This window comes from Rubripirellula obstinata (assembly GCF_001642955.1).
GTDB classification, from domain to species: Bacteria; Planctomycetota; Planctomycetia; order Pirellulales; family Pirellulaceae; genus Rubripirellula; species Rubripirellula obstinata.
Genome location: NZ_LWSK01000063.1, coordinates 1 through 24,279, shown reverse-complemented (window position 1 = coordinate 24,279; position 24,279 = coordinate 1). Strand labels below are relative to the sequence as shown.

Sequence of the window (24,279 nt, the reverse complement as noted above, 5' to 3'; positions counted from 1 at the left end):
CTATTGCGTGGGGCATTCTGTGATGTTAGAAAACCCATAGAGGGTGCGGCTTTTGCCGGAGGGACTACTTCGGTACATCGCATGGGGGAAGCTGGTTCCTAAAGGGAGTGTCCGGTGTTTCAGTTGCTAAGACCAAGATCCGACGACATGATCGTTCGCTTCCGTCGTTCGGCTGGATTCACGTTGGTTGAATTGCTGGTCGTCATCAGCATCATTGGCGTCTTGTTGTCGTTGGGATTGTCGGGAGTCCAATCGGCTCGCGAGGCCTCACGCCGCGTCCAGTGTTCCAATCGCTTGCATCAACAGATCCTGGCGCTGCACCAATTCCACAGCATGTTTGACCGGCTGCCGTTTGGAAATGACAAGAGGCAGAGTCGGAATCAATCATGGTGCTCGGCGATTCTAGGACCGCTCGAGCAGACCTCGCTTGCCCAATCCTGGAACCGCAACGTCGCGTGGAATGATCCGCAAAAAAACGCATCGCTAGCCAAGGCAGTGTTGCCGGTTTTTCGTTGTCCATCATCAATTTTGAATGTTGATGGAGACACTGATTACGCAGGCGTCATGGGCAGCGCTCTCGCATCGTCGCGGTCCATTATCGGTTTCGATATCAACAACGGCGTTTTGATTCGATCAACCGACCGAAGGCAACATCCGGTTTCGCTTACCGAGGTGGTCGATGGTACCAGCTACACGCTTTGCGTTGTTGAGGTCGTCGATCGATTACCAGAATCACACGGAATGTGGGCGGATGGCGGGAACATCATTTCACATGACAACGGAGCCATCAACGTTGACAACAGCGGCGAGATTTTCAGCTTTCATCCCGGCGGTGCACAGGCAGGTTTTGCCGATGGCTCGATTCGCTACTTAACCGAATCGATGGACGAACCATTGCTCGGTGCCATTTGTTCTCGCAACGGTTACGAATCGGTCGAACGCTTATTCGAGTAAATCCACACCAACACCTGGGAACGTGCGACTTTTATAGTCGCCTTTCGCTCCGCGAAAGCAGCGGATTCGCTACTTTCGCGGAACGAAAGGCGACACTAATTTCCCGCTCGTTCCTTAAGGACGACTTTTACGCGAACCCAATAGGAGGCACACGACAAGCAGACCTGATCCGATGTCTACAAGTATTACCCAAGTTACTTCACAAAGAGAGAGTTTCAGATGTACAAACTATGTTTAGCTGCTCTGGTTGCATTCGCTTTTCCATCAATGGCAATGGCAGGCGGTGGCAGCTCTAAGACAAAAGGTTCAATCGAGGTGTTCAATGACTCGGACTCAACCGTTCTGGTCGCCGTCGATCCAAGCGACGTGTTGATTTCTTCAACAACGCTTGAAGAATTCATGGAACGAGGTGGACGTGTTTTGGATGGTGGAGAAAGAACCGAATTCAAGAATTTGAATGCCGGTAACCACGATGTTGTTGCTGCCTTTGCAAGTAGCAGTGTTACGGCAAGTAGCTTTGAGTCGGCTACGTTGAGGGTGAGTAACGGCCAGAAGCAAGTGATTCGGACGAGTGCTATTCTTCGGCCATCGGTCTCCTTGGAATAAGTCGAGATTGCATTCTGAATTTGCAAGGAATGAATGTCGGGGTCAGCGATACAGCGACAGCTTGGCATCGCTGGCCCTTTTTTGTTTTCATCATTGTGCTTCCGCCACTAGTTCCTTAATTCCATGCAGACGATTGCACTCGAATCTGGTTTAGACGAAACGAAGCCCAGACGTTTGGCACTCACTTCTTTGCTAAGCCGAGTGGCGACGATGACCGCGACGGCAGTCCTGGTTGGATTGCCTTGGTTGTATCCACATCTGTGCATTCTTGGCACGCTCGGTTGGACAGCTCTGATTGTCCAAACGGCACGGCAGCCTGTAAAAGCCGCCGCGTTGCAGGGATTTCTAATTGGGTCGGCGGCGCTGTCGATCGCGTTTCACTGGGCACCCTTTTCGATTTTTGAAACAACAAACCTGTCGGAAATCTGGGCTCGAATTGTGTTTGGTTTGTTGATTGGCTGGGAGGCGATCGCCTTCGGTTTGCTGGGTGTTGCATCAAGTCTGTTGTATCGACAAGGGAAATCCTGGCTTTGGATGCTGGTGCCAACTTGGGTCGTGATCGAGTTTTGGCACCCACAGGTTTTCGGTTGGGCGGTTGCTCATACGTATCTTTCCGTGATTCCGCTGATCCAAATCGCTGCCGTTGCGGGAACTGCCGGAATTAGCGCGGTGGTGATCTTGGCCTGTGTGGCGATCGCTAAGCTATGGCTCGATCATCAGACGCGGCGCGATTGGATGGAGTTTCTGTTTGCCACCACCATCGTTGTCGCGATCTTTTTTTGGGGAGCGGTAGAAAGCAACGCTTGGCAACAACGTGTTCAATCGAGCGAGACGATTGATGTTGCCGCTGTGCAAGTCAGCCCCAACTTTGTTGGCAGCTTAGACAAAACTCGTCAACTTTCGGATTCAGTGGAACCATCGGCTGACCTGTATGTCTGGCCAGAATCGACGCTGGGCCATTACCACAGCAGCCTGTCAGATTTTCGCGATCACTTGCAAGTTGTGATTAAATCAGAGGCCCCCAATCCCGCACTTGACCCTTACCCTGGTAATCCAAGTGAGTTATTAGCTGGTGCGAAAGTATATGAAGACGGTGGCCGCGACCAAGGGCCGTATAAGAACACCGCACTACTGATCGACCGCGATAAAGAAATCTGTGATCGCTATGTCAAACGTACGTTAATGCCGATCGGCGAATACGTTCCCGGCGAAACATGGTTCCCTCAAATGCGAGATTGGGCGGCTGTCGATACCGAATTGATCCGTGGCACAAGCGATGCACCTGTCACCATGAAAAACGGATGTAAGATCGGAGTCTTGGTTTGCTATGAAGATATGGTCGCAGCGAATTCAGCAGCGACTACTCGCGAAGGTGCCCAGTGTTTGATTTCACTGATCAATGGATCGGGATTCGATGACCCCGACACGCTGCGACAACATCTTTGGTTGTCGCAATTGCGAGCGGTTGAAAACCGTCGGGCGATGCTGCGTTGCGCCGCAACAGGAATCACTTGCCTGATTCATCCCGACGGGCAAATTGTGAAACAGATCCCGGTTGAACAGCCTGGCGTTCTTGCCGCGGTGGTTCCCATGGAAACGTCGCTGACGATCTACAGCCGTTTCGGAGACTGGTTTTCCCACCTCGCCACGATCGCTGTCGCGGTGATGGTATTGAAGTTTAGGACTTTTCGTCGCTCGACTTCTTCGACGGTGGTTCAAAGTTGAATTCTTGCCAGGTCACCGCTTTGTCCATCGGCTCGATCCGCATTACCAAATTGCCGTCCTGATACAAACGCACGGTGCCGGTGGATTGGCTGACGACGACACTGATCGCTTTAGTTTTTCGCGTGACCGCGGCGGCGGCCCAGTGGCGTGCTCCCAAGCCCTTGGTCATCGTCAGGTCTTCGTGGGACACTTCCAGCATTTGCCGGCTGCGCTCGATCACGCCATCACTGCCGACGACAAACGCACCATCAAGCTGCGCAATTTCTTTTGCGTCGTCTTGGACTTTCGCGTCCAGCAAATTGCGATAGTTTTTGTTGTAGCCGCGGAACGGATCGACGCCGCTGTCGTTGCTGTGTTCCAGCACTTTTCGAGTATCACCGACGACAAACAGCGTTCCCACCGGTTTGCCTTCGCGACCTTCCCGGCCAATCTGAGCGGCCAAATCAACGACGGCTTTCAGGGTTTGCAGCGGTACGCGGCTTTCGATCATTTGCAGATCGCGAGTCGTCAATCGCCGCATCCGCTCGTCAAGTTGCAGGTGGCTGATCGAATCAAGCCTTCCTTGTTGAAACCCGCTGTAAACCGCGACCACTTCGCCGTTGGTGCGAATGAATTCGTCCGCAGCAGCTTCCAATAAAGCGTGCTGCAAACGCTCCAGCATGGGAGCCTTTTCTTTGTTCAGTGCCAGCGGTTTCAGCCCAGCCTCGGAGGCGCCTTCCAAGTCATCAGCGGCATCGACTGCAACGATGACAGGCTTTTCGATACCGTCCGCCATTTCGGCGATTCGTTTCCAATCCAGGGATCCGTCCAACAGCAAGAGCAATGCGTCAGCGCTGCGTTTTTTGGCCAATGCGACGGCCGCTTGAACCATAGCGGCATTGTGTTTGGTTAATCGTTGGGTCGCCATCGGGCGGATATCCAGGAAAAGGACGGAAGTTCACTACTTCAAAAGTAATAATAACGAACCCTGCCCATTTCGCCCAGGATACATTAACCCTCAATCACCTTGGCGACGGCACCGCAAAGCTGTTCCATCTTGTTTTCGCTCATCCCAGCAACATTGATTCGGCCGCTGCCAACAATATAGATACTGTGTTCATTGCGAAGCTCGTCCACCTGCATCGGATTGAGTCCGCTGAATGAAAACATCCCGTTCTGATCTAGTAGGAACGAAAAGTCATGGCCAGCGCCGGTGGACTTCATCGTCGTTACAAATCGCTCGCGAAGATCCTTGATCCGAGTCCGCATTTGATTCAATTCGTCGTGCCACATCGTGGTTAAATCTGCGTCGTCCAGAATCGCTGCGACAACGGCCGCGCCGTGACGCGGTGGATTGCTGTAATTGCATCGAATCAAACGCTTCATTTGGCTTTGGACCGACACTGATGTCTTTGCATCGGCGGAAACGATCGAAAGGGCCCCCACGCGTTCGCTATACAGACCAAAGTTTTTGGAGAACGAACTGCACACGAATGCCTCGTCAACTTGGGACAGGATTTCAGCGATTGATTTTGCGTCTTCTTCCAAGCCCGTGCCAAAACCTTGGTAAGCAAAATCGATCAGCGGCAGCAGTCGTTTTTCGGACACGACGCTAGCGATTTCTTTCCACTGAGAAAGTGTCGGGTCAACACCGGTGGGATTGTGGCAACAAGCATGCAACAGCACCGCGTCGCCGGGTTTGGAACGAGTTCGCAGGTCTTCCAACATGCCCGCGGCGTCGAGTGATTTTTTGTCGTCGGCCAAGTACCGATACTCTTCGATCGGTAATTCTTCCGAAGCAAAAATCGCTTTGTGATTTGCCCAAGTGGGTGAAGGGATCCAGACGCGAGTCGGCCCCATCTGGTCAGCCAAAAACGCCGCCGCTTGTCGCAGCCCGCCGGTACCGCCCGGTGTTTGAGCAACACAAACCCGGGTCGAATCTATTTCCGAACCAAAAACTAATGTCCGAACATGGTCGCGATAATCCGGGCCACCATCGATGGGCAGGTAGCCCTTGGTCGCTTCGGTTTCCACCAAATGACGTTCGGCCGCTTTAACGCATCGCAAGATCGGCGTCTGACCCGATGCATCTTTGTAGACACCGACGCTTAGATTCATCTTGTCGGGGTTTTTGTCCGCTTTAAAGGCATCGGTCAAACCAAGGATTGCGTCTGGCGGAGCGACTTGGATGCCACCGAGGTGGGACGATGTGGCGGAGGTACTGGTCATGTCGATCGGCCCTTAAGTGGGCGTTGATTGCGGGAGTAAGAATAAGGGAAACGCTGATATCGAACCGCGTTCTGTCGGAAATCCTAATCCAAGTCAGGCTGGACCACCATCAGCGTCCTGTCCGGTTGTCAATTTACTGGGAACCGCGATGATATGACGCCCGGCTGGTTTCGTATTTTCCTGGATAAAACATGGCTCGCAAAGACTCTGGTTCGAAAGACTCCTCCACCAAAAGCTTTGACAGATCGCTACCCAGCGAAGCCATTGGCGAAGACGAACTGCAACGTCCTCAACCCGCCGACGATCCGATTGGCACGCCCGTCGATTCACAAGATCTTTACCGGATCATGCGGCATACGGTCGATCGTCTGGAAAAGGACAAAACGGCTCGCGGCGATTTGAAGATTCTGTCGCGGACGCTTCGCGAACTTCGTTACGCCTTCACCGTGTTTCGGCCCTATCGCCGTCGCCGAAAAGTCACCATTTTTGGATCGGCTCGAACCAAGCCTGACCATCCCGAATATCAGGCTGCTGTGGAAGTCGGAAAGCGATTTGCCGATCACGGTTGGATGGTCATCACCGGTGCCGGTGGCGGAATCATGGAAGCCGGGCATCGCGGTGCGGGGCGTGAAGCATCGATGGGATTGAACATCATGCTGCCGTTTGAGCAGTCGGCCAATCCCTACATCGAAGGTGATCCAAAATTGGTCACGATGAAGTACTTCTTCACTCGCAAACTAATGTTCGTCAAAGAATGCAGTGGCGTGGTTTGTTTGCCAGGCGGATTCGGCACCATCGACGAGGCCTTGGAAACACTCACTTTGATGCAGACCGGCAAGCAAACCATGTTGCCGTTGGTGTTGCTGGACCACGAAGGCGGCAGCTATTGGAAAGACCTGGGCAAGTTTATCGACAAGCATTTGTTGGACGGTGGGATGATCAGTCCCGAAGACGTCAACTTGTACAAGATCACCAATTCAATAGAAGAAACCGTGGATGAGGTCTTGGATTTCTACCGCGTCTATCACAGCATGCGTTACGTCAAAGATCGCGTCGTGATGCGGTTGAAGCAAACCTTAACGGACGAGCATCTTGAAACCATCCAAACCCAATTCGCCGACATCTTAGTCGATGGCAAGTTCGTCCAATGCGACGCGTTACCTGAAGAGAGTGGCGAGCCCGACCTGGCTGAATTGCCACGATTAACCTTCCACTTCAATCGCCGAGCACTGGGCAAGTTGCGAATGCTGATCAACGAGATCAATCGCGCTTGATAACGCTTTTTTGATCGGGCAATGGACTGCTTGAAGACGTCGCAAAGCAAACCAAGTCGGTTAGGACCGTCGGAACAATAAGTGGCGTAGCGAAACTCGCCAAGAGTTTCGGCAACTCGACAAACCAAAAGTCTTGGCGACTTTCGCTACCAATTTTCCCGCTACTCATTTTTCCCACGGTCGGTACCAACATTGATGCGTTAATTGGGCTCATCCGACGGTCGTTTTCTAAGCGTTGGTGAACGCAGCCAGTCACCAGGAATAAAATTCGGAATTTGGCAAAAAATGAAGGGCAAAAGATGGAAACCCGTTCTTCATTTGTATCCCCTCTATTTTCATTTTTTGCCCCCCATCTTTTGCCCTCCTCAAAATGGCTTGGGAAAAGGCGAATGTTGGTCAATGACGTGAGTTTTTTCCCTGCCGCTTGTTGGCGTTCCACTGTTCGGCGTTCGTGCGGCGAACGCTTCCGTCGGATGAGCCGAAACTAAGACTCTTCGCCCAGCCCGACCATTTCCAGCAACCGCAGTGCATTGGTTGTGGGGGAAACGCCTTGCCGCATTTTGTAGTCGAACGTCATTTGTTCGTTGCCTTCGGCGTCGGGGCGGATGGTTTCGCGGAAGTGAACGGTCGTCGCTGCTGATTGCATCGCGGGTTCATCGGCCAGTTCTAAATCGTGCGTTGTGATCGCTCCGATCGCCTTGGATTGAACCAAGTGATCCAGCACTCGCACCACTGCGATCTGACGTTCACGACTATTGGTTCCCTGCAAAATTTCATCTAATAAAAATAAACAAACGCGATCATTCATCGCTGCCATTTCGCGTGCATGATCGACGACGCTTTTTAAGCGATTCAGTTCCGCCATGTAAAACGAAACGCCCTGGCTAACGTCATCGCTGACTCGAATGCTGGTCGCCAGTTCCGTCGAAGCCAATTCAAATTGATCGGCACAAACCGGCGCGCCGCATCCTGCTAAGGCGACGTTTAACCCCACGCTTCGCAGCATCGTACTTTTGCCTGACATGTTGCTGCCGGTTACCAACAACAGGGTGCCCGGTGGACCGATCGTGACGTCGTTGATCACGCGGTCCGCATCCGCCAACAACGGGTGACCGATCGAATTGGAGCGAATCACGGCTTGCTCTGGATCGGCAACCCAGGTCGGCCGCGTCCAAGACGGGTAATCATCCTTAAGCGCCGCCAGCGACATCAGTGATTCCAATTCGCCCAATGCTTCAAACCAAGCCTTCGTTTCGGATCCAAACTTCAATTGCCACTGTTCCAATCGATTTAGCACACGAACGTCCCAAAGCGTCAGTGCTTGCAGCGGCAGATAAAGCAGGAACGTTGCCGCGGATTGACGAAGCGAACCCGCGCGGGCGACTCGGCCAAGATCACGCATTCCGACGACGGCACTGGTTTGCGAGTCGTCAAAAAGCACTCGCCGCAGCTTGGCGATCATGCCTTCTTGCGATCCGCTTGAATCGTTCTTCGGCAGCCAATCGGCCGCTGAGAACAATTCGATAAAGTCATCGACGAAGCGGCGATTCGCCATCGCGATCGAAAAAATTTGATGGGCGGGGCCCAGGAACACGGTCGTGATGATGATGTTGATCACGATGATCGCCAACACGCCGCCAAAGCCAATGCGTGTCATCGCTGGGGAGCCCATCAACATGACACCGGCCACGATCATGGCGATGAAGCCGATCGAAAGCCACAAAGACATTCGTGACCAAGCTTTCAACCAACCTCGTTTGGAAAGCCAAGTTTCACCAGTCGCCCAGTCCACAAAATGATCGGGATCACCCGTGCTTTCGGCAACCTGCCGGGCGAGCGTGTAGAAGCGAATCCGTTGGTCACGCAGCGGCGCGAGTGCATCGATGGCTTCGCTTCTCGCCTTAGCCGTTGCCTCGATCGCCGGACCAGCCAACCAGGATGCCAATGTCCGCACGCCAGGCATGGTCGCGGTCATCGACGTCAAGTGAAACAACGAAGCCTTGCCCAGTAAATCAAGATCGCTGGCGGTGTCGCGGCGATGGTCAGTCAATTCCACCTCAGCCAGTTGTGACGTCAATCGCAAAGTCGCCAGACGGTCCCAATCGCGATCAAGCCTGGCGATCAATCGTCCGATGACGCTGCTATTTCGCCGCAACTGCTTCATCGAATCGCGTACGGGTTCGTTAATGCCCGCGGCGACGTAAAACAGTGCAAACAGAACCGACCCGATCCATCCGGCACCGGTCACGCCGTTTTCACCAAGACTGGCGACCCAGAAAACGATCGCCGCAAGCACCAAAGCCACGCGGACTTTGCCCAGCAAACTGTCTTTGGATTCCAACTGAGCGACTTGTTGGTCAATGTCGCCAAGTAATGCCTGATAACGATCTTTTGCGGCGTTGTGATCCGACGCGGAAGCGAGCTTAGTCAAGGCTAACGGTACTCCGGCCAGCACGTTGGTCACCGCGGATCGAGACCACTTTGGTGGCAACACGATCTTGCAGGTTGGGGCGGAAAATGGTCAACAGCAACAATGGCAAGAACCATGCGATATACAGACCACCGCCGTAGCCATGCCAAAACTGCGCCGCCACCATCACCGCGGCAGACCCGCTAAGCAGCGTGGCAAGGTTCTTTTGAGCGGGCCAAATCGCGAAGAACACGCACAGAATCACAAACGCAACGATGACGGGCAAACGCCAAATCGGATCCAACCCCAACGCCCAGAACCCTCGCAGTTCGCTGGCGTCCTTATTCGGATTCAAAACACCAAACATTCGCTGCAAGTGTTCAGTGATGGTCAAGCTGTCATCGAACGACAAACAAACAATCAGCAACGCCAACATCGCAGTCACGCTGATCAAGAATCCGCGGGCACCTCGCTGCCAATAGAAACTGAACCAAAGCGGCAGTAAGAACAACGGGTAATAGACCAAGCCGCAAGCCAGGCCCATGAAAACGCCCGCGATCATCGGACGCCGATAGCTAAGAATCGCCCACAATAAAAGCGCCGCTGGAACAACGTGATCGACACGGCCGGTCATTTGTGCTGTGTAGGGCAGCATCAAATACAACGTCGCGCAGCCGACACCGGCTTGCAGATTGCCAAAGTGACGATTCGCGATCAACACGATGCCGATGACGATTGCAAGTTGAGCCGCGATGGCAAGCGTCTTGGCGATGCGGGCCAGGTTTCGCTGCGACGGAGTCAACTCCGACGACATTGGTGGTGATACGCCGCCCGGTGCATCGCTGATTGGCCGCGTTGGGATTGCGGGCAACATGTTCATCATCGCGTATCCAGGCCCAAGCGCGGGACCTTGCGTTACTTGAATCCGTGAATCGCTGTTGACCACGTTCGCCATCATAAAGATGAACATGGAAATGCCAATGAACGTCAAACCGCCGCTGGTTAAATTGGGGTCCAAGAGCGGACGACGGACCATTAATGGGTCCAACATTAATCGCAACAGAATCAATGCTTCGACGATGAACAGGTAAACAAATCCAACTCGCTGGATTTCAAGCGGAGTGATTCGCTTGGCTTCTTGTTCAGATTCCAATGATGGTTCAGCGGCTGGATCGGCAACGGCTAGGTTGTCGTTGTTGCGGTCTTCGTTGCCCCCGGTTTCATTGACCAGTGTTTGATTGACCAGTGTTTCATTGACCAGTGTTTGATCGACCAGTGCGAGAATCGGCAGACCGCTGGTTAGGGAACTTTCACGAAATCGCTTCTCGGATTTCCCGTAGCTGGGCCCGCCAGGGTTCAGACCATCAGGAGCGATAAACGACTGAACCCTGGCGGGCCCAGCTACGGCAGATATCGCCAAATACTGAAGTTGTTTCGGGACAGCTCCTAAGACGTCGCTAGACAAAACCGCAGACGAATTCTTCGATGCCTGACTGTCATCTTCTCGTGCTGCAGCTTCTTCAACTTGCTGAGCCGCCAACGATTCCGACTGAGCGAGCTGTTGGCGATATCCTTCGTGTACGATCAGCAGCCCCGGAGCCAGTAAAATCAGCAGGAAAATGTCGAGGTTACGAATGCTCCAGAAACGACGAAACACAAAGAACAACCCGATCGTTAAAAACGACGACATGTAGACCCACGTCGTGGGGTTGGGTCGGCTGTAATAGAGCAGGAAATCGCTCATCGATGCGGGCGCTCGGGCCTGTAGGTCCGGTTGAAATTGAACAAAATGATAACGTCGCTCGTCTGTCAAAGACGCGTCCGACAATGGTAACCCGCTGCGTAAGCAAGGGATCTGCGGCCATCCCTCGCTTACGCTTTCGGGTTACCATCAAGTCCCTGCATCGTCACTTCGCACTTTTGTCGGGTGCGTCGTCAAAACGCAGCTTAACACAATCCGGCTGGCGCAGAATCCCTTTGCTTTGAACCCGATTGCCCAACAAAACGAGATCTTTCGTGAACGCAATGAACACCGAAACAGCGACGCAGTGGATTCTGGATCAACAACAGCCCGCATTGGAACGCTTGATGGCTTGGTGCGATCAAAATTCGTGGTCCATGGATCAGGCGAATCTGGTTCAGATGGCTGACACGCTCGCGACGGACTTTGCCAGCTTTGGTGTCGAATTTGAAAGAGTCGATTTGCCGGATCTACGACTTTTAGGCGACAGCGAAGATTGGGACCGCGCACCGACCGGTCCCGCGCTGCTGTGGCATCACCACCCGGGTGCTGCCAAGGCCAAGCGAGTGCTGCTGATGATCCATTACGACACCGTTTATCCGGCGGGAACCGAGCCATCGACGTGTCGGCTCCATCAAGACCCAACGTCGATGCAGCAGCGGCTGGTCGGCCCAGGCGTCGCCGATGCCAAAGGCGGCATTGCGGTCATCGCCTTGGCGGTCGAGGCAATGTTGAAGTTTGGATTGCTAGACGACATCGGGCTATCGATTCTGTTGAACCCCGATGAAGAAATCGGATCCACGGCATCCGCGGCGCTGATCAAAGAATTATGTCCCCAATTCGGATCAGCATTGCTGTTCGAGCCATCGCTGCCCGACGGATCGTTGGTGGCAAACCGCAAAGGATCGGGGAACTTTTCAATCGTCGTTCGCGGCAAGAGTGCTCATGCGGGGCGCAACCCTGAAATGGGCCGCAACGCAATCGTTCGACTGGCTGAAGTGATCCAGCGATTGCAGAAACATCATCACCCCAGCGAAGGCGTCACGATCAACGTTGGAAATATCTGCGGTGGCGGAGCCCTGAACCGAGTTCCCGACCACGCGACGGCAAAGCTAAACGTTCGCGTGATCGATCGTGACGCCCAGTTGAAGGTCGAATCAGAACTGGAAAGCATTGCCGAAGATTTTTCGGGTGATGGATACGTCGTCAAAACGCTTGGCGAGTTTCATTGTCCGCCCAAACGAGTCGATGCTCGGATTGGTCGGATTCAGCAGGTTGTCGAAAAGGCAGCATCGTTGGCGGGCCAACCAGCGGTTCGCTGGCAGGACACCGGCGGTGCCTGTGACGGTTCCAAACTGGCCGCCTGGGGATTGCCGAACATCGATACCATGGGCGTGTGCGGCGGAAATCTGCACAGTCCCGATGAATTCATGATCGCCGATTCGCTGGCAACGTCGGCGGTGCAAACGATGCTTTCGGTGCTGTTGGCTGCCGCGGACTGAACCTAAAACCGTTCGCACGTTACTATGAAGGACACAATCATCACTCACCAACGGAGACACTTGTTCGTGGCCGCCCATCCTGAAACTCCCTTGCAGTCGGACGCCTTTCGCGCGGATCCGCGAATCGCTCAAGCACGTCAGTTGATCGCCGAAGCATTGGCGGATCACCAATCCAAATTGACCGACGTTCGGCCCACCGGTGCGGCTGCGGCAGATGCAAATCAGAAAATGCTCGATCGTTTTGGTAAAGCTCGCGGTGGTGCGACGTTTTGGCCTTACCTGTCGGCGGGTCTTGGCAACGGCCCCTTCGTCGAACTCGCCGACGGCAGCGTCAAACTGGATTTCATCGGCGGCATCGGTGTCCACGGTTCGGGGCACTCGCACGCGTCGATGGTTGATGCGGCGATCGACGCGGCCATCGAAGACACGGTGATGCAGGGTAATCTGCAACAGCATCCACCAAGTTTGACGATGAGCGAACGAATGGTGAAGCTGGCGTGCGAAAGTGGTGCCAACTTGCAACACTGTTTGTTGTCGACCAGCGGAGCGATGGCGAATGAGAACGCGCTGAAAATTGCGATGCACTATCAGTCTTTGAAGCACGTTGGGCAAGCCTTGAAGCAAGGTGGGCAGTCCACGAATCACGACGGCAAAGCTGATCGGATCATTGCCTTTGACAACGCGTTCGCTGGGCGAACCTTGGCTCTTGCGGCGCTGACCGATCGCCCCAACTATCGCATGGGATTGCCATTGACGATCGATGTTGATTACCTGCCGTTCTTGGACCCGCACAGTCCCGCGAAGAGTCAGCGTTGGGCGGTGGACGAATTGAAACGATTGTTGGATCGTCACCCCGGACGTTACGCCGCGTTTTGGGCGGAGCCGATCGCCGGTGAAGGCGGTTACTACGGCGGCAGCCACGAATTCTTTCGTGCACTCTGCGAACCACTGCGTGAAGCCGGCGTGCCGATCATCTTTGACGAAGTGCAATCGTTTTCGCGAACGTCGCGACCCTTTGCGTTCCAACATTACGGTCTGGATGAGTTTGCGGACATCGTCACCGTCGGCAAAATCACGCAAGTTTGCGTCACGCTGTTTGGCGAAAAGTTCAAACCCAAAGGACCGATCCTCAGCCAGACCTTCACCGGTTCGTCCTCAATGATTTCGTGCGGCTTAAAGATGCTGGACCTACTCGATGAAGCGGAGTGCTTTGGCGAGAACAGTCAAAACATGGCCCGCCATGAATACTTTGTGTCACGTCTCGAATCGCTACAGCAAAAGTATCCCGACCTGATTCGCGGTCCCTATGGCGAGGGCATGATGATCGCATTCACGCCTGGCGATGGCAGTTTTGATCAGGCCAAAACGCTGATGGAAACGATGTACGAAATCGGTATCCTCGGTTTCGTCTGCGGCGCTGATCCAGTGCGAATTCGTTTCCTACCACCGCCTGCGATCACGACCAACGATCACATTGATGCAGCGATCGAGTTGTTGGATCAATCGTTGCAGAAGTTTGCAGGTTTGATCAGCTAAAGGAGACGCCCATGTGGATTGTTCGAGCCGTACGCACATCCGACTTGGATTCGCTTTGCAGTTTGGTTGCCTTGGCGACTCAGGGGCTGACATCGCTGCAACTTGACCGCGATCAACTACTCGATCGCGTCGAACAATCCGTTTTTGCGTTCAGTCGTCGCGGCATGTCGCCGCGCGGCGAACCGTTTGTCCTGGTCATGGTCGAACCAGAATCGGGGCAGATCGTCGGCACATCGACCGTCTACGCCAAAACCGGTGGCTACCAACCGTTCTATGTTTACCAGCGAGTCGTTTCGCAGCATCGCAGCGAACAACTGGGGGTTGGACAAACTCGCGAGCGTTTGGAATTGCAGCGAACGCATGACGGTCCCACGGAAATCGGCAGCTTGTTTTTACGACAACGTTGTCGCGGCGACGGACGCGGGCGTTGGTTGTCGCTTGCCCGGTTCGCCCTGATCGCTGGGATGCGGCATCGATTTGCTGATCGAGTGATCGCAGAAATGCGAGGTCTGGCTCTATCCGATGGCACGGTTCCGTTCTGGGAAGCCGTCACCAGTCGCTTCATTCCAGTGAACTTCGCCGTTGCCGATACTCTTTCAACGGTATCAAAGCAGTTCATCGAAGAGATGATGCCTCAATATCCGATCTACGCGGACCTGTTGCCCGCCGAAGTCCGAGCAGCGATCGGCCAGGTTCACCCTGAAACCAAACCCGCCCTGGCGATGCTGCAAAAAGAAGGATTCGCAGAGACCGACCAAATCGACATCTTCGACGGAGGCCCAGTCGTGAGCTGCGAAACCGACAAGATCAAGGCGGTGCAAAGAACACAATCCGTAACCGTCGCAAGCGTCATCGACAAGCTTTCTAAAGAATCAGATCGCGTGATCTTGGTCAGCGACAAAGACGGTTTCACCAGTACGTTGACCTCCGTCGTTTCCATCGGTGACGAAGTGAGCATTGCATCATCCGCTGCTCAAGCTTTGGACTTAGATGTCGGCAGTGCATGCTGGGTGCTGCCGATTTAAAAGCCTGCTTTCAATCCTGCTCCCCTTCTCCTCCCGTACGAAAAGACCAAGCACCCAATTTTTTGACAACAATTTTTTTGTCTAAATCACCCCCACAACACGATCGCAACCAATCGCCATGTCAACGAAATTTAGACAAAAAAATTATTGTCAAAAAAAGGTGCTGAATAAGCTGCGCTCGGGCCAACGCTGAGAAGCATTTGTTTCCAGCAATACATGATGCCCACGCGGTTTAACAGTTCTGGAATGCTTTGCTGTTGACTTTTCACGCACCGGGTGTATTATCCGATCGGTACACCCACACACCGGACCGGTGCTTGCTTTATGTTCTTTCACATCGACCCCGCCAACGGACAGCCGATTTATTCGCAGTTGGTGCGGCAAATCAAGTTTGCGATCGCTGACTCGACGCTTCGTCCAGGCCAATTGCTGCCCAGCGTTCGGCAAATCAGCACCGATTTGGCGGTGAACCCCAATACGGTCGCGCGAGCCTTCCAGGAATTGCAGTCCGAAAATTTGATTGAAACACTGCGAGGCCGCGGAGTGATGGTCACCAAGGAAGCACCGGCGGCGTGTCGAAAGCAACGCAAGACGTTCATCGCCAGTCGCGTTAGCGAAGTTCTAAACGAAGCCCTCCAAAGTGGTATGTCCACCGAGGATGTCCGTCAACTTGTCGAGAAGCATTTGAAATGAACGCTGTTATCTCATCAGAACAATTGACCATGCACTTCCGAGGCTGCGATGCATTGCGTGGCGTCGACTTGGATATCCAGCCCGGAACGGTGTTCGCACTGTTGGGTGAAAACGGTGCCGGCAAAACGACGTTGATTCGTATTCTGACCGGGTTCCAGTCCCCGTCGTCGGGTTCTTGCAGGGTCTGCGGCATCGATCCGCTGTCGCAACCGTTGGAAATCCGCCGCCGAATCGGTTACGTCGCCGACCAACCCGCCCTGTATGACTGGATGACTGTTGGTGAAATTGGCTGGTTCACCGCTTCGTTTTATTCAGACCCCTTCTTTGACAAGTACCGTGAATCCATTCGTCTGTACGAGATTCCCGAAGATCGGAAGATCAAAAATCTTAGTAAAGGTCAGCGTGCCAAGGTCGCACTTGCGCTGGCGCTCGCCAACGATCCTGAACTGTTGATTTTGGACGAGCCGACATCGGGTTTGGATCCCATGGTGCGGCGAGAATTCCTGGAAAGCATGATCGGACGCGCGCTTTCGGGTCGCACGGTGTTCTTATCGAGTCATCAAATTTCAGAAGTGGAGCGAGTCGCCGATACGATTGCGATTTTGCACGATGGCAAGATCCGAGTCTGCGAACCGCTGGATCAATTAAAAGGGTCGATGACCGAGATCACAATCTCGGTGGAGGATCCGTTGGTCGCGACGCCAAGTTTTCCTGAGCCAGCAGAGATTCTGTGTGAAACAACGAGTGGACGAGAGCGACAAATAATCGTCAAGCACTTTGATGCGGCGATGATCGAAGGTATCGAGAGTTCCCAAAGTGTTGTTGGCGTGAGAGTGCGCGCCATGTCGCTGGAGGAAATTTTCATCGCTTACACTCGTGGCAGTATTACGTCGCCGGAGTCAATTGTTAGTTCACAAGATGATTCTCTTGAGGATCATCGAGCGGTTGAAACGGAGGTGTCGCCATGAACGCAATTCCGCGAGAAATGCGGGCGTTCCTTTGGCGTGATGCCCGCCAATTGATCCCCTTGGTGGCGATGCTGGTCGTGGTCACGACGTTGATCTTGACCCTGTGGTTGTTCACCGACGACAACTTCGATGGGTACGTGCCATCGGTTTGGATTCCACTGATCCTGCCGACACTTTTGGCTGCCGGTTGTGGTGCGATCTTGGTCGGCAACGAGAAAGAAACTCGCACGTTGAAGTGGATCGCATCTTTGCCTGTTCAGCCCGCCCGAGTCTTCCAAAGCAAGTTGCTGGTGGCGACCGTTGCATTGATCGCGATGTGGTTGGCCGCGCTGCTGTTGCTGGTGGGAATGAGCGTCGCAGGCAGCGATTCGATCCGAGATGTCGCATCGCTGACCAAAACGTCGATTCCTTGGAACGTTTCGTTTTGGGTCGTGCATACAATCTTCATCTTGGTTGCTGGGATGTATGCGGCTTGGCGGATCGAAAATGCCTTTGGCAGCCTGGTCGCCATGATTCCAATCGCCGGTGTTCCGATCAGTCTGGCAACGATCAGCTACAAGTGCTACTTGATTGCTTCCGGTCATTACTACGACCAGGAATCCGCCACCGCTCTTGCCACCCTGTTCACGCTGCCCGCGATAGCGTTGATGGTTTGGCTCGGCTACCGCGCAGCAATCCGATTCTTCGCCGCCGACCCGCCGCCACGTGTCGCTTCCTCTGCCAACGAATCACAGCAAGGACTGTTTTCGTGGATCGATCCTTGGAAGCCACCCGCGTCGGGAATACCATCCGCCAAGCCTTTTCGCATTAGTCTTGCCACGCTGCTGTGGCAGGCGTTTCACCAGAATCGTCTCGCCTTCATCGGGCTATCGGCATGCGTCTTATTGGGGATGATTTGCTTAGCACTGACGGCAACGCAGCGTAGTTACAACTTGGTCGGCGATTCCTTGAACTTGTTTTGGGTAGCTGGATTTTTCGCATTGTCATGGCTGGGTGTGCTTTCGTTTTGCGGTGACGGTTCCGCCAAGTCGCTGAAGTTCTTGGCCGACCGTGGTGTTTCGCCGTCAACGGTTTGGTTGGGGCGACACTTGATGCCGATCGCCATCGTATCGGCGGCGTTGCTGGTCTACGGTTTGAGTCAGCGATCGATTCTTGCCGGCGGTTATCTGCGAGCCGGGCCAATGTTTTCGATGGCCGTTATCACGGCGGTCATGCTGGTCATTTATGGCGTGTCGCAGTGGACCAGCATGATGATCCGCGTGCTGGGTGGCAGTGTTTTCCTGGCACCGTTGTTGTCGGTCGTCTGCATCGGATGGTTGATCGCTCAGTGGACGTGGATCGGAAGCCCCGTTTGGGTCATGGTGATTTGCATTGCCTTACCGTACGCGGTCACATTGATGCTGATGAAACGACACATGGACGATCGCCGTGACTTGCGTTTCTGGTTGATCAATTTTGCCGCGATCGCAGTTGGGATTGTCGGGCTTCCGATCGCACAATGCGCCTACCAGATCAGCCAATTTCCGACGATTTCAGAATCACGCAGGGCGGAGTTGCAATCAATGGCGATGAAGTTCGGCACTGATTCCGCTAGCCCGTTTGCAATCATGCGTGTCGATTGGAATGAAAACGATTACCTGAGTAAGACTTGGGACGGAAAGCCGACCGGCCAGCAAATCGCGAAGCGGCTTGACGCAATTCAGGATCGTCCGCAGGATTGGCTGGAGATTCCTAGCCGGGCGTCACAGCCACTTCAATTCGATACAAGCGTCTTGGAAGCATCGATTGGCTCGGCGGAATACTATCGGTTGCGAATGGTTGATGATCCAAGCGAAGCTGCCATGGAACAGTTTGAAGCGTGGTGTGAATTCTTGATCGAGTACGGCCAACGCATGCGATTGAGTTCGCGGCTATGGGATCAGGATGGAGCCGATGAGGTCGCAATCTGGCTGACCCACACGTTTGCAAAAACGGAAATGCAGCAGTTCTGGGATCGACCAACGACTCGCGAGGCAATGCAGTTTATCTCGGCCGCGGACGATCGAAACGAAGCGAGACGCCGTGCGGTGCTGGAATCATGGACGGAGTATCACGACAACATAGAAAGCGACAGTCCCTCGCGTTCTGACTTTGGGGGATATTACTCGCTTTTGGATTTCCAAAGCACACCCGACTTTCAACGCCCTTACCTCGTCGATCGTAGAATGGATGTGATCGCAAGTGTTGCGATTGAGATGATCGACGCGGCAGAAAACGGAGCCTCGACAATGCCGATGCGGCAGTTGCTGCATCAAGTCCTTTTCGACAACGAACTAGCGTTCGATTCAGGGCCGTATAGCGATCGATCAGCAATCTCGGCGATGTCGCCAAACTTCTCTGGCAACCCAAATCAAGCCCGCGTGCCTGCGGTGAAGTGGTACGGCCCCTGGGAACAAGACGCCATCACTCTGTATCGATCGTGGCAGAAAGCTGAATCAACTCAGCGACAATCAACTGTACCGGAGGTCAAGTGATGGGACGCCAAGCCAAAAGATCCACCGAGAAACTCTATCTCATCGCTGTCATCCTTCCTCCGGTACTGTTGGTCGGCAGCTTCATCGCCGACTTGTCTTTGCGATCACGTGCAAAGAAAGAAGTGATCAATCAGGTGGAATTGCTTTCGCCTCAAGTGCGAGGAATCTCTCAATCGCGTGACCGTTTGGAAGAAAAATTATCTCCGGCGACAACAGCAGATTTTCCGACAGCGGACTGGTATGTGATTGCACGATCGGGTGAGCGGTTTAGTTCTGCGTTGGTGCATGATGTGACCGATGCGAAAGAGCTTGTTCCGCCGGGGCAAGAGTGGCTGGCAGCACCGCTGATCGAAAAACTGGTTGATCAAGAGCGACCTCTTTTGGATCGATTGTCGCAGCTTATCGATGATGAAGCGGCATCTCAATCAAATCAAGATCGCCAAACGGATGTTCGCTTACCGCTTTCCATCCTGCCGCCTGTGCCAACCGACATGCTTCGTCGCGCCTTCCAGGTTGCCTATCACCGTGGAGAAATGGATCGTTGTTTGAAGTTGCTCGAACTAATGTTGGCAGCGTACGGCCAGCTTGGTAATCCACAGATCGCAGCATCCGCGGCTCGGCACTTTGTCTATCCGTTGTTAAAGCCGTCGCTTCAGTACAACGTTTGGAATGCAGATCAATTGGCGAAACTACGCGAGATCGCGGAACCGTTGGCAGATGTCCGTTCAAATTGGATAGCAACGATGGAATCAATGTTGGCACGGAAGCTGGATACGTTGTCTCTGGATGGATCGTCTCTCATCGACGGAAGCTCGGCAGTGGCAACCAATGATCAAGCTCCGTTTGAAACCGATCCGCGGCATATCCTGCAAGTGCTAGATTTTTATGAATCGATGATCGCGGCGAAGAATCCTGGGACAATGCAACACATCGATCGCGTGCGAGAGATCGACAATGACTACTACAACCATCAATTACCCGGATTCAGCCTGACCTCGATGCCGTTCGCGGTCGCTCTCGATTCCCCGGTCGGCCAAAGACTCGTCGGTGCCTACCGAGCTACCGATAGCTTCGAATCAGTAATCCAACACAAACTGATCATCGCGGCGATTGCCGTGCGACAGTATCAAGCGAAAACTGGCGACATGCCAACGCAGATTTCTGATCTGCGTAAAGTCGGTTTGACGAGCGAGGATTGGCGACTGTTTGGCAGCGAAACGCTTCTCATTGAAGGTTCAAACGAACTATTGAAGCTATCGACGATCCACTTGAAAGGTTGGTTGATGAAACAACGAAACGAAGCCACCAATTCCTCGATCGTCGTCCCGCGAACAACGTTGGAAATGTGGTCGGGCGCCGAGTGAGTTTTGATATGCCGTCGTCAATCACCGAGGTAGTTTCTTTGTGAGCCGCAGGCGCGTGAGAGAACGTCCAGCTTAGAAGGTGAGCGTGAATGCAGGGCAAACCAGCCAATTTAGCCGCGGAGCGGTGACAGCCCTTTGCCGGGTGCGCAGCACCCGGATCATGCCGCCCCATGTTTGTCTGAGCGTCGATCGATCGGCGGCTTTGCCGCCGATCGATCGACGCTCAGAGGGGTGTCGTTGCATTGTATCCGGGTGCTTCGCACCCGGCACCGAGCTTCCGTCCCTCCGAGGATGTGATTTTTTAAAATGATGTGCGAGCGAACGAAAAATATTCGATTCAAAACTACGGCTCTCGCTCTTGAGATTGCTTTCGATCGTGATCTTTGGCAACAAAACAGAAATCTCAGACACCATGTTTTCCGTCGTTTACAAAAAATCACAGCCTCTCCGGGACTAGCAGAGCCTGGCCGTCGTCAATCTTCGGTTAGGAAGTAGCGGAAGTCGCGTAGACTTTCGGCGTCCCTCTCGTAGCCGAAACTCTTGGCGAGTTCCGCTACCCGAAAATTGAGGTGACGCGGAATACTAGCAGAGCCTAGCCGTCGTCAATCACCCAGCAACGTCGCCAGTGTTTTGGCCAAGTCACGCAGGCCGTTGTCGTCGGCCAGGGTAATCTTTAACTGCGGTCGGCCGGCTTCGTCGCGATCGACGCACTCGCTTAAACGTTCCTGCAACTTGCTGACCTTTGCTTCGTCGGGTTCGTTTGCCTGCGTGCCGCCGACCAATTGCCCCGCCAGCGATAAGGCAGCCGAGATCAGGGTACCGCTTGCCTGCGACACCTTTTCTTTGCGGTCAGCCAAACGCAATGTTTCTTCCTCGACGCGGCGTTGTTGGCTTTCATCAATCGCGGCTGCTTTGGGCGCCAAGATTACCTCCAGACGACGTTTCAAATCTTCCATGCCCGAGACCATCGCAACTTCGTCGATCTCGCTATCGATGTTCAGCGACGCGTCGGCCAGTTCTTGCTTCGATGCCAACGTGTCGAGAAGTCGTTCCTCCAACGTGCTATGGTTGCCGGGACCGACCGTGACCAGTTTGTAAACGTGAACCGGATTCTTTTGCCCCATGCGGTGCGCTCGCGCAATGCGTTGTTCCAGCACCGCGGGATTCCAAGGCAGATCGACGTTGATGACCGTGTTGGCCGCCTGCAGGTTCAAACCCGTTGAACCCGCGTTGGTCATGCAGATGACACGGCAATCGGGATCGTTTTGAAAACGCGACACCAGCGAAGACCGTTTCTTCTGCGGCACCTGCCCATCCAACCGCACGAACTCTGCTCCCAGAGCGTCCAACCGCGTTTCGATCCGGTCCAGCATCCGACGCCATTCGCTGAAGATGACGATCTTACGAGTCGGATCTTCGATCAAGCCTTCCAACAAATCGCTCAACCGATCCAACTTGCTGGAATACTCGCGAGCGTCTTGATCGAGCAAGTACGTGCTGTCGCATGCCATCCGCGCATTGCTCAGACAGCTCATCAACACCAACCGATCCATCTCGGTCATGAACTTTTTGGAAGCGATCTGAGCCGCCCGTGCGACGTTGGCGTCTTGAATGTCCAGTTGTTCCTGAGTCGCTTCGATGCGAACGATTTCATCGGTCCGTTCGGGCAACTGGTCAGCAATTTCAGCGCGGGTGCGTCGTAGCAAAACGCCGGATAGTTTGCCGCGCAGTTCATCCAGTCGGTGATACGCCTGCGTCTTGCCGCGATCATCGACGACATGGTGTCGATTAAAGAATTGGTACGCCGGACCGAGCAATTGGTCATCGACGAACTTGGTCACGGTGTACAGTTCGCCCAGTCGGTTTTCCAGCGGCGTTCCGGACAACACCAATCGGAACGGGCTCTCCAAACTGCGAACCAGTTGGCTGGTCTTGGATTCCCAATTCTTGATCCGCTGGCCTTCGTCCAAAATGATCAAATCCCACGGGACGGTTTCGATCGCCGTGACGTCGCGGAGGACTTGTTCGTAGTTGCAGATTGTAAAGAACGCGTCGCCGTGATACTGCTCGGCGCGCTCGGCACCACTGCCCAGGATCAACTGCGAACTGCGCCCGCTGAACTTGGCAATCTCGGATCGCCACTGGCTTTTTAGCGACGCCGGACAAACGACCAAGACACGCTTGATGTCGGCAAGCTGCGACAGTAGTTCTGCGACTCCGATGCCTTGGATCGTTTTCCCCAGCCCCATGTCATCGGCCAGGATCGAGCGACCGGCACCGGCGGCAAACGCAATTCCATCGAGCTGGTACGGCAACAAGGTCGCGTTGAGCAAGCCTTTGCGTAATTCGTGCGACGAAGGATTCTTGCGGATTTTGTTGCACTCTTCTCGCACACGATCGCGAACGAGTTGTTGCCCGACAAAGGCTTCGGCATCAGGGTAAATTTGGACTTGGCGGCCAGCCTGTTCCAGAGCTTCGATCCGCGACAAGACTTGCTTGGCATCGGTCAAGACTTGGCCATCGACGTCACCACAAATTTCTTCGATGACTGAATCGTTTTTGTGCGGCAGATGAAAACGAATGCCACGGGTCGTACCGTAATCGACGGCCACTGAAATGCGGTTTCGTCGGTAGGGCTTTTCAATCTGTTTCTTGGAAAAGCGTTTTTTGACTTTGGATTGAACGTTGATAATGTGTTTGCAAGTTCGCAAATGATTGGTGCGAAAGTCGGGGCATGTGCAAAATGAATCGCCGGTTTCCATTCCTCGCAGTGCCACGCGGTACGTGCGTCCGGATTGTTTGCTGGTCACAACGTAATCGGTCCACGGCCGATCGTTATCGGAGCTGCGGACGATCATGGATTCCTCGTTGCCGCGTTTTTCTCGTTCGGCAATCGCGCGGACATGCAATTCGCCCGCGGTCAGATTTTCCAGCGGCACCGATTCATCGGGCGGCATCGCAAGTCCGAGTTCTGATTTGGCCGTCAACAGAAACTCAAACGCCGCACCGACGTGTTCACACGGCAATTGGCACTGGTCACAATTGGCTTGCAATTGCTTCTTGCGACCGGAAACCAGGGTAATCGTCGCGATCGCCAATCCACTTTCGAGTTCCGCATCTTCGACCCGCACACGAAACAGGTCGCCACCAAGGTAAACATCGCGATCGGACTGTACTTCAAAAGACCGACCACCTTCCTGGATCAGCTTCGCCCCGTCATCGCCTAGCAACTGACAAGCTTGATAATAGGTCAGCGACCCAAGCCGCTCGTGAAAGACATTTGTCTTTTTCTTGTGACCTTTTTTTGACTTAGATTTCCGATCCGCCGTTGTCGTTGCAGCCATTGCGATTGTCCATTGTTCGCGTTGCGTGTGTCCCACCCTGTGAAGAGGAAAATATATCACCCGGTCACGGTTCCATCTAGCGAGATTAGTGAATGCCTGGAGAATCAGTTTTTAAGGTGGGTAATCCCGTAGCGAAAGCGTTAGCGACCTGTCGATTGCGTGAGCCGCCATGGGCATGCTCGGGATCGATGCTAGACATTCTCGTAAGCGGCCGGGGGTACGTGAAGGGTTTTTAATCGTTTAACCGCGTTGGGCATCGCCCCGCGCGTCGTGCGGCTCCGAACGCGCGGGGCGATGCCCAACGCGGCTAAACGAACTAAGGAACGAGCGGGTAATAAGTGTCGTCTTTCGCAGTTCCTTTCTCAGGGGACGTCGTATCAATTACTGCCGGATTGGTGTCGTCACTCATCCCGAGG

The 24,279-nt window shown here is 54.0% G+C and carries 17 protein-coding genes; 11 read left to right on the top strand and 6 right to left on the bottom strand.

The features are described 5' to 3' along the window. The first annotated feature begins 147 nt into the window (after positions 1-147). From RC85_RS15775 to lnt, 3 genes are all read left to right on the top strand, one after another. On the top strand, positions 148-954 hold the full coding sequence (locus RC85_RS15775; protein ID WP_068264550.1) for a DUF1559 domain-containing protein: 807 nt from the start codon (positions 148-150) through the stop codon (positions 952-954). A 219-nt stretch (positions 955-1,173) separates the two neighbouring features. Continuing rightward, entirely contained in the window at positions 1,174-1,560 is a 387-nt protein-coding gene (locus RC85_RS15770) for a hypothetical protein (protein ID WP_068264548.1), read from the top strand. 123 nt (positions 1,561-1,683) lie between these two features. Further along, positions 1,684-3,285, top strand: a complete 1,602-nt coding sequence (gene lnt / locus RC85_RS15765; RefSeq protein ID WP_068264546.1) for an apolipoprotein N-acyltransferase — start codon at positions 1,684-1,686, stop codon at positions 3,283-3,285. On the opposite strand, the gene RC85_RS15760 is transcribed toward lnt, so the two are convergent. Further along, the gene (locus RC85_RS15760) at positions 3,239-4,192 is read right to left on the bottom strand and encodes a DNA integrity scanning protein DisA nucleotide-binding domain protein (protein WP_068264545.1); all 954 of its coding nucleotides are present in this window, start codon (positions 4,190-4,192) and stop codon (positions 3,239-3,241) included. The genes lnt and RC85_RS15760 overlap by 47 nt on opposite strands. 83 nt (positions 4,193-4,275) lie before the next feature. Beyond that, positions 4,276-5,493, bottom strand: a complete 1,218-nt coding sequence (locus RC85_RS15755; RefSeq protein ID WP_068264542.1) for an amino acid aminotransferase — start codon at positions 5,491-5,493, stop codon at positions 4,276-4,278. Between the two features lie 191 nt (positions 5,494-5,684). On the opposite strand from RC85_RS15755, the gene RC85_RS15750 reads away from it, so the two are divergent. Then, the gene (locus RC85_RS15750; RefSeq protein WP_068264540.1) at positions 5,685-6,767 is read left to right on the top strand and encodes an LOG family protein; all 1,083 of its coding nucleotides are present in this window, start codon (positions 5,685-5,687) and stop codon (positions 6,765-6,767) included. Here RC85_RS15750 and RC85_RS26920 read toward each other — a convergent pair. Genes RC85_RS26920 through RC85_RS15735 form a run of 3 tightly spaced genes read right to left on the bottom strand, consistent with a single transcriptional unit; the run spans position 6,754 to position 10,921 of the window. Further along, a complete protein-coding gene (locus tag RC85_RS26920) occupies positions 6,754-7,206 on the bottom strand; it encodes a hypothetical protein (protein ID WP_149752917.1) in 453 nt (150 codons plus the stop codon). The two genes, RC85_RS15750 and RC85_RS26920, sit on opposite strands and share 14 nt — an antisense overlap. A gap of 45 nt (positions 7,207-7,251) precedes the next feature. After that, the gene (locus RC85_RS15740; protein ID WP_068264565.1) at positions 7,252-9,198 is read right to left on the bottom strand and encodes a MutS family DNA mismatch repair protein; all 1,947 of its coding nucleotides are present in this window, start codon (positions 9,196-9,198) and stop codon (positions 7,252-7,254) included. Next, on the bottom strand, positions 9,191-10,921 hold the full coding sequence (locus RC85_RS15735) for a glycosyltransferase family 87 protein (protein WP_200836787.1): 1,731 nt from the start codon (positions 10,919-10,921) through the stop codon (positions 9,191-9,193). Before RC85_RS15735 ends, RC85_RS15740 begins: the two co-directional genes overlap by 8 nt. A gap of 281 nt (positions 10,922-11,202) precedes the next feature. Here RC85_RS15735 and RC85_RS15730 point away from each other — a divergent pair, with 281 nt between their 5' ends. The 7 genes from RC85_RS15730 to RC85_RS15700 all read left to right on the top strand — a co-directional run bounded on the left by RC85_RS15730 (position 11,203) and on the right by RC85_RS15700 (position 20,519). Beyond that, complete coding sequence (locus RC85_RS15730; protein ID WP_068264536.1) at positions 11,203-12,420, top strand: hydrolase; 1,218 nt, start codon at positions 11,203-11,205, stop codon at positions 12,418-12,420. A 66-nt stretch (positions 12,421-12,486) separates the two neighbouring features. Continuing rightward, positions 12,487-13,956 (top strand): aminotransferase class III-fold pyridoxal phosphate-dependent enzyme, encoded by a 1,470-nt coding sequence (locus RC85_RS15725; RefSeq protein ID WP_238383140.1) that lies wholly within the window; start codon positions 12,487-12,489, stop codon positions 13,954-13,956. Between the two features lie 11 nt (positions 13,957-13,967). Further along, the gene (locus RC85_RS15720) at positions 13,968-14,981 is read left to right on the top strand and encodes an arginine N-succinyltransferase (protein ID WP_068264533.1); all 1,014 of its coding nucleotides are present in this window, start codon (positions 13,968-13,970) and stop codon (positions 14,979-14,981) included. Positions 14,982-15,305: 324 nt separating this feature from the next. Further along, on the top strand, positions 15,306-15,674 hold the full coding sequence (locus RC85_RS15715) for a GntR family transcriptional regulator (RefSeq protein ID WP_068264531.1): 369 nt from the start codon (positions 15,306-15,308) through the stop codon (positions 15,672-15,674). Then, positions 15,671-16,642, top strand: a complete 972-nt coding sequence (locus tag RC85_RS15710; RefSeq protein WP_084422724.1) for an ABC transporter ATP-binding protein — start codon at positions 15,671-15,673, stop codon at positions 16,640-16,642. Before RC85_RS15715 ends, RC85_RS15710 begins: the two co-directional genes overlap by 4 nt. Beyond that, on the top strand, positions 16,639-19,155 hold the full coding sequence (locus RC85_RS15705) for an ABC transporter permease (protein WP_068264529.1): 2,517 nt from the start codon (positions 16,639-16,641) through the stop codon (positions 19,153-19,155). Before RC85_RS15710 ends, RC85_RS15705 begins: the two co-directional genes overlap by 4 nt. Beyond that, entirely contained in the window at positions 19,155-20,519 is a 1,365-nt protein-coding gene (locus RC85_RS15700) for a hypothetical protein (RefSeq protein ID WP_068264528.1), read from the top strand. The genes RC85_RS15705 and RC85_RS15700 overlap by 1 nt, the downstream gene beginning before the upstream one ends. Positions 20,520-21,121: 602 nt before the next feature. Here the strand turns inward: RC85_RS15700 and RC85_RS15690 are convergent. Continuing rightward, positions 21,122-23,863: a DEAD/DEAH box helicase gene (locus RC85_RS15690; RefSeq protein WP_068264559.1), complete on the bottom strand. Its 2,742-nt coding sequence runs from the start codon at positions 23,861-23,863 to the stop codon at positions 21,122-21,124. Positions 23,864-24,279: the final 416 nt, after the last annotated feature.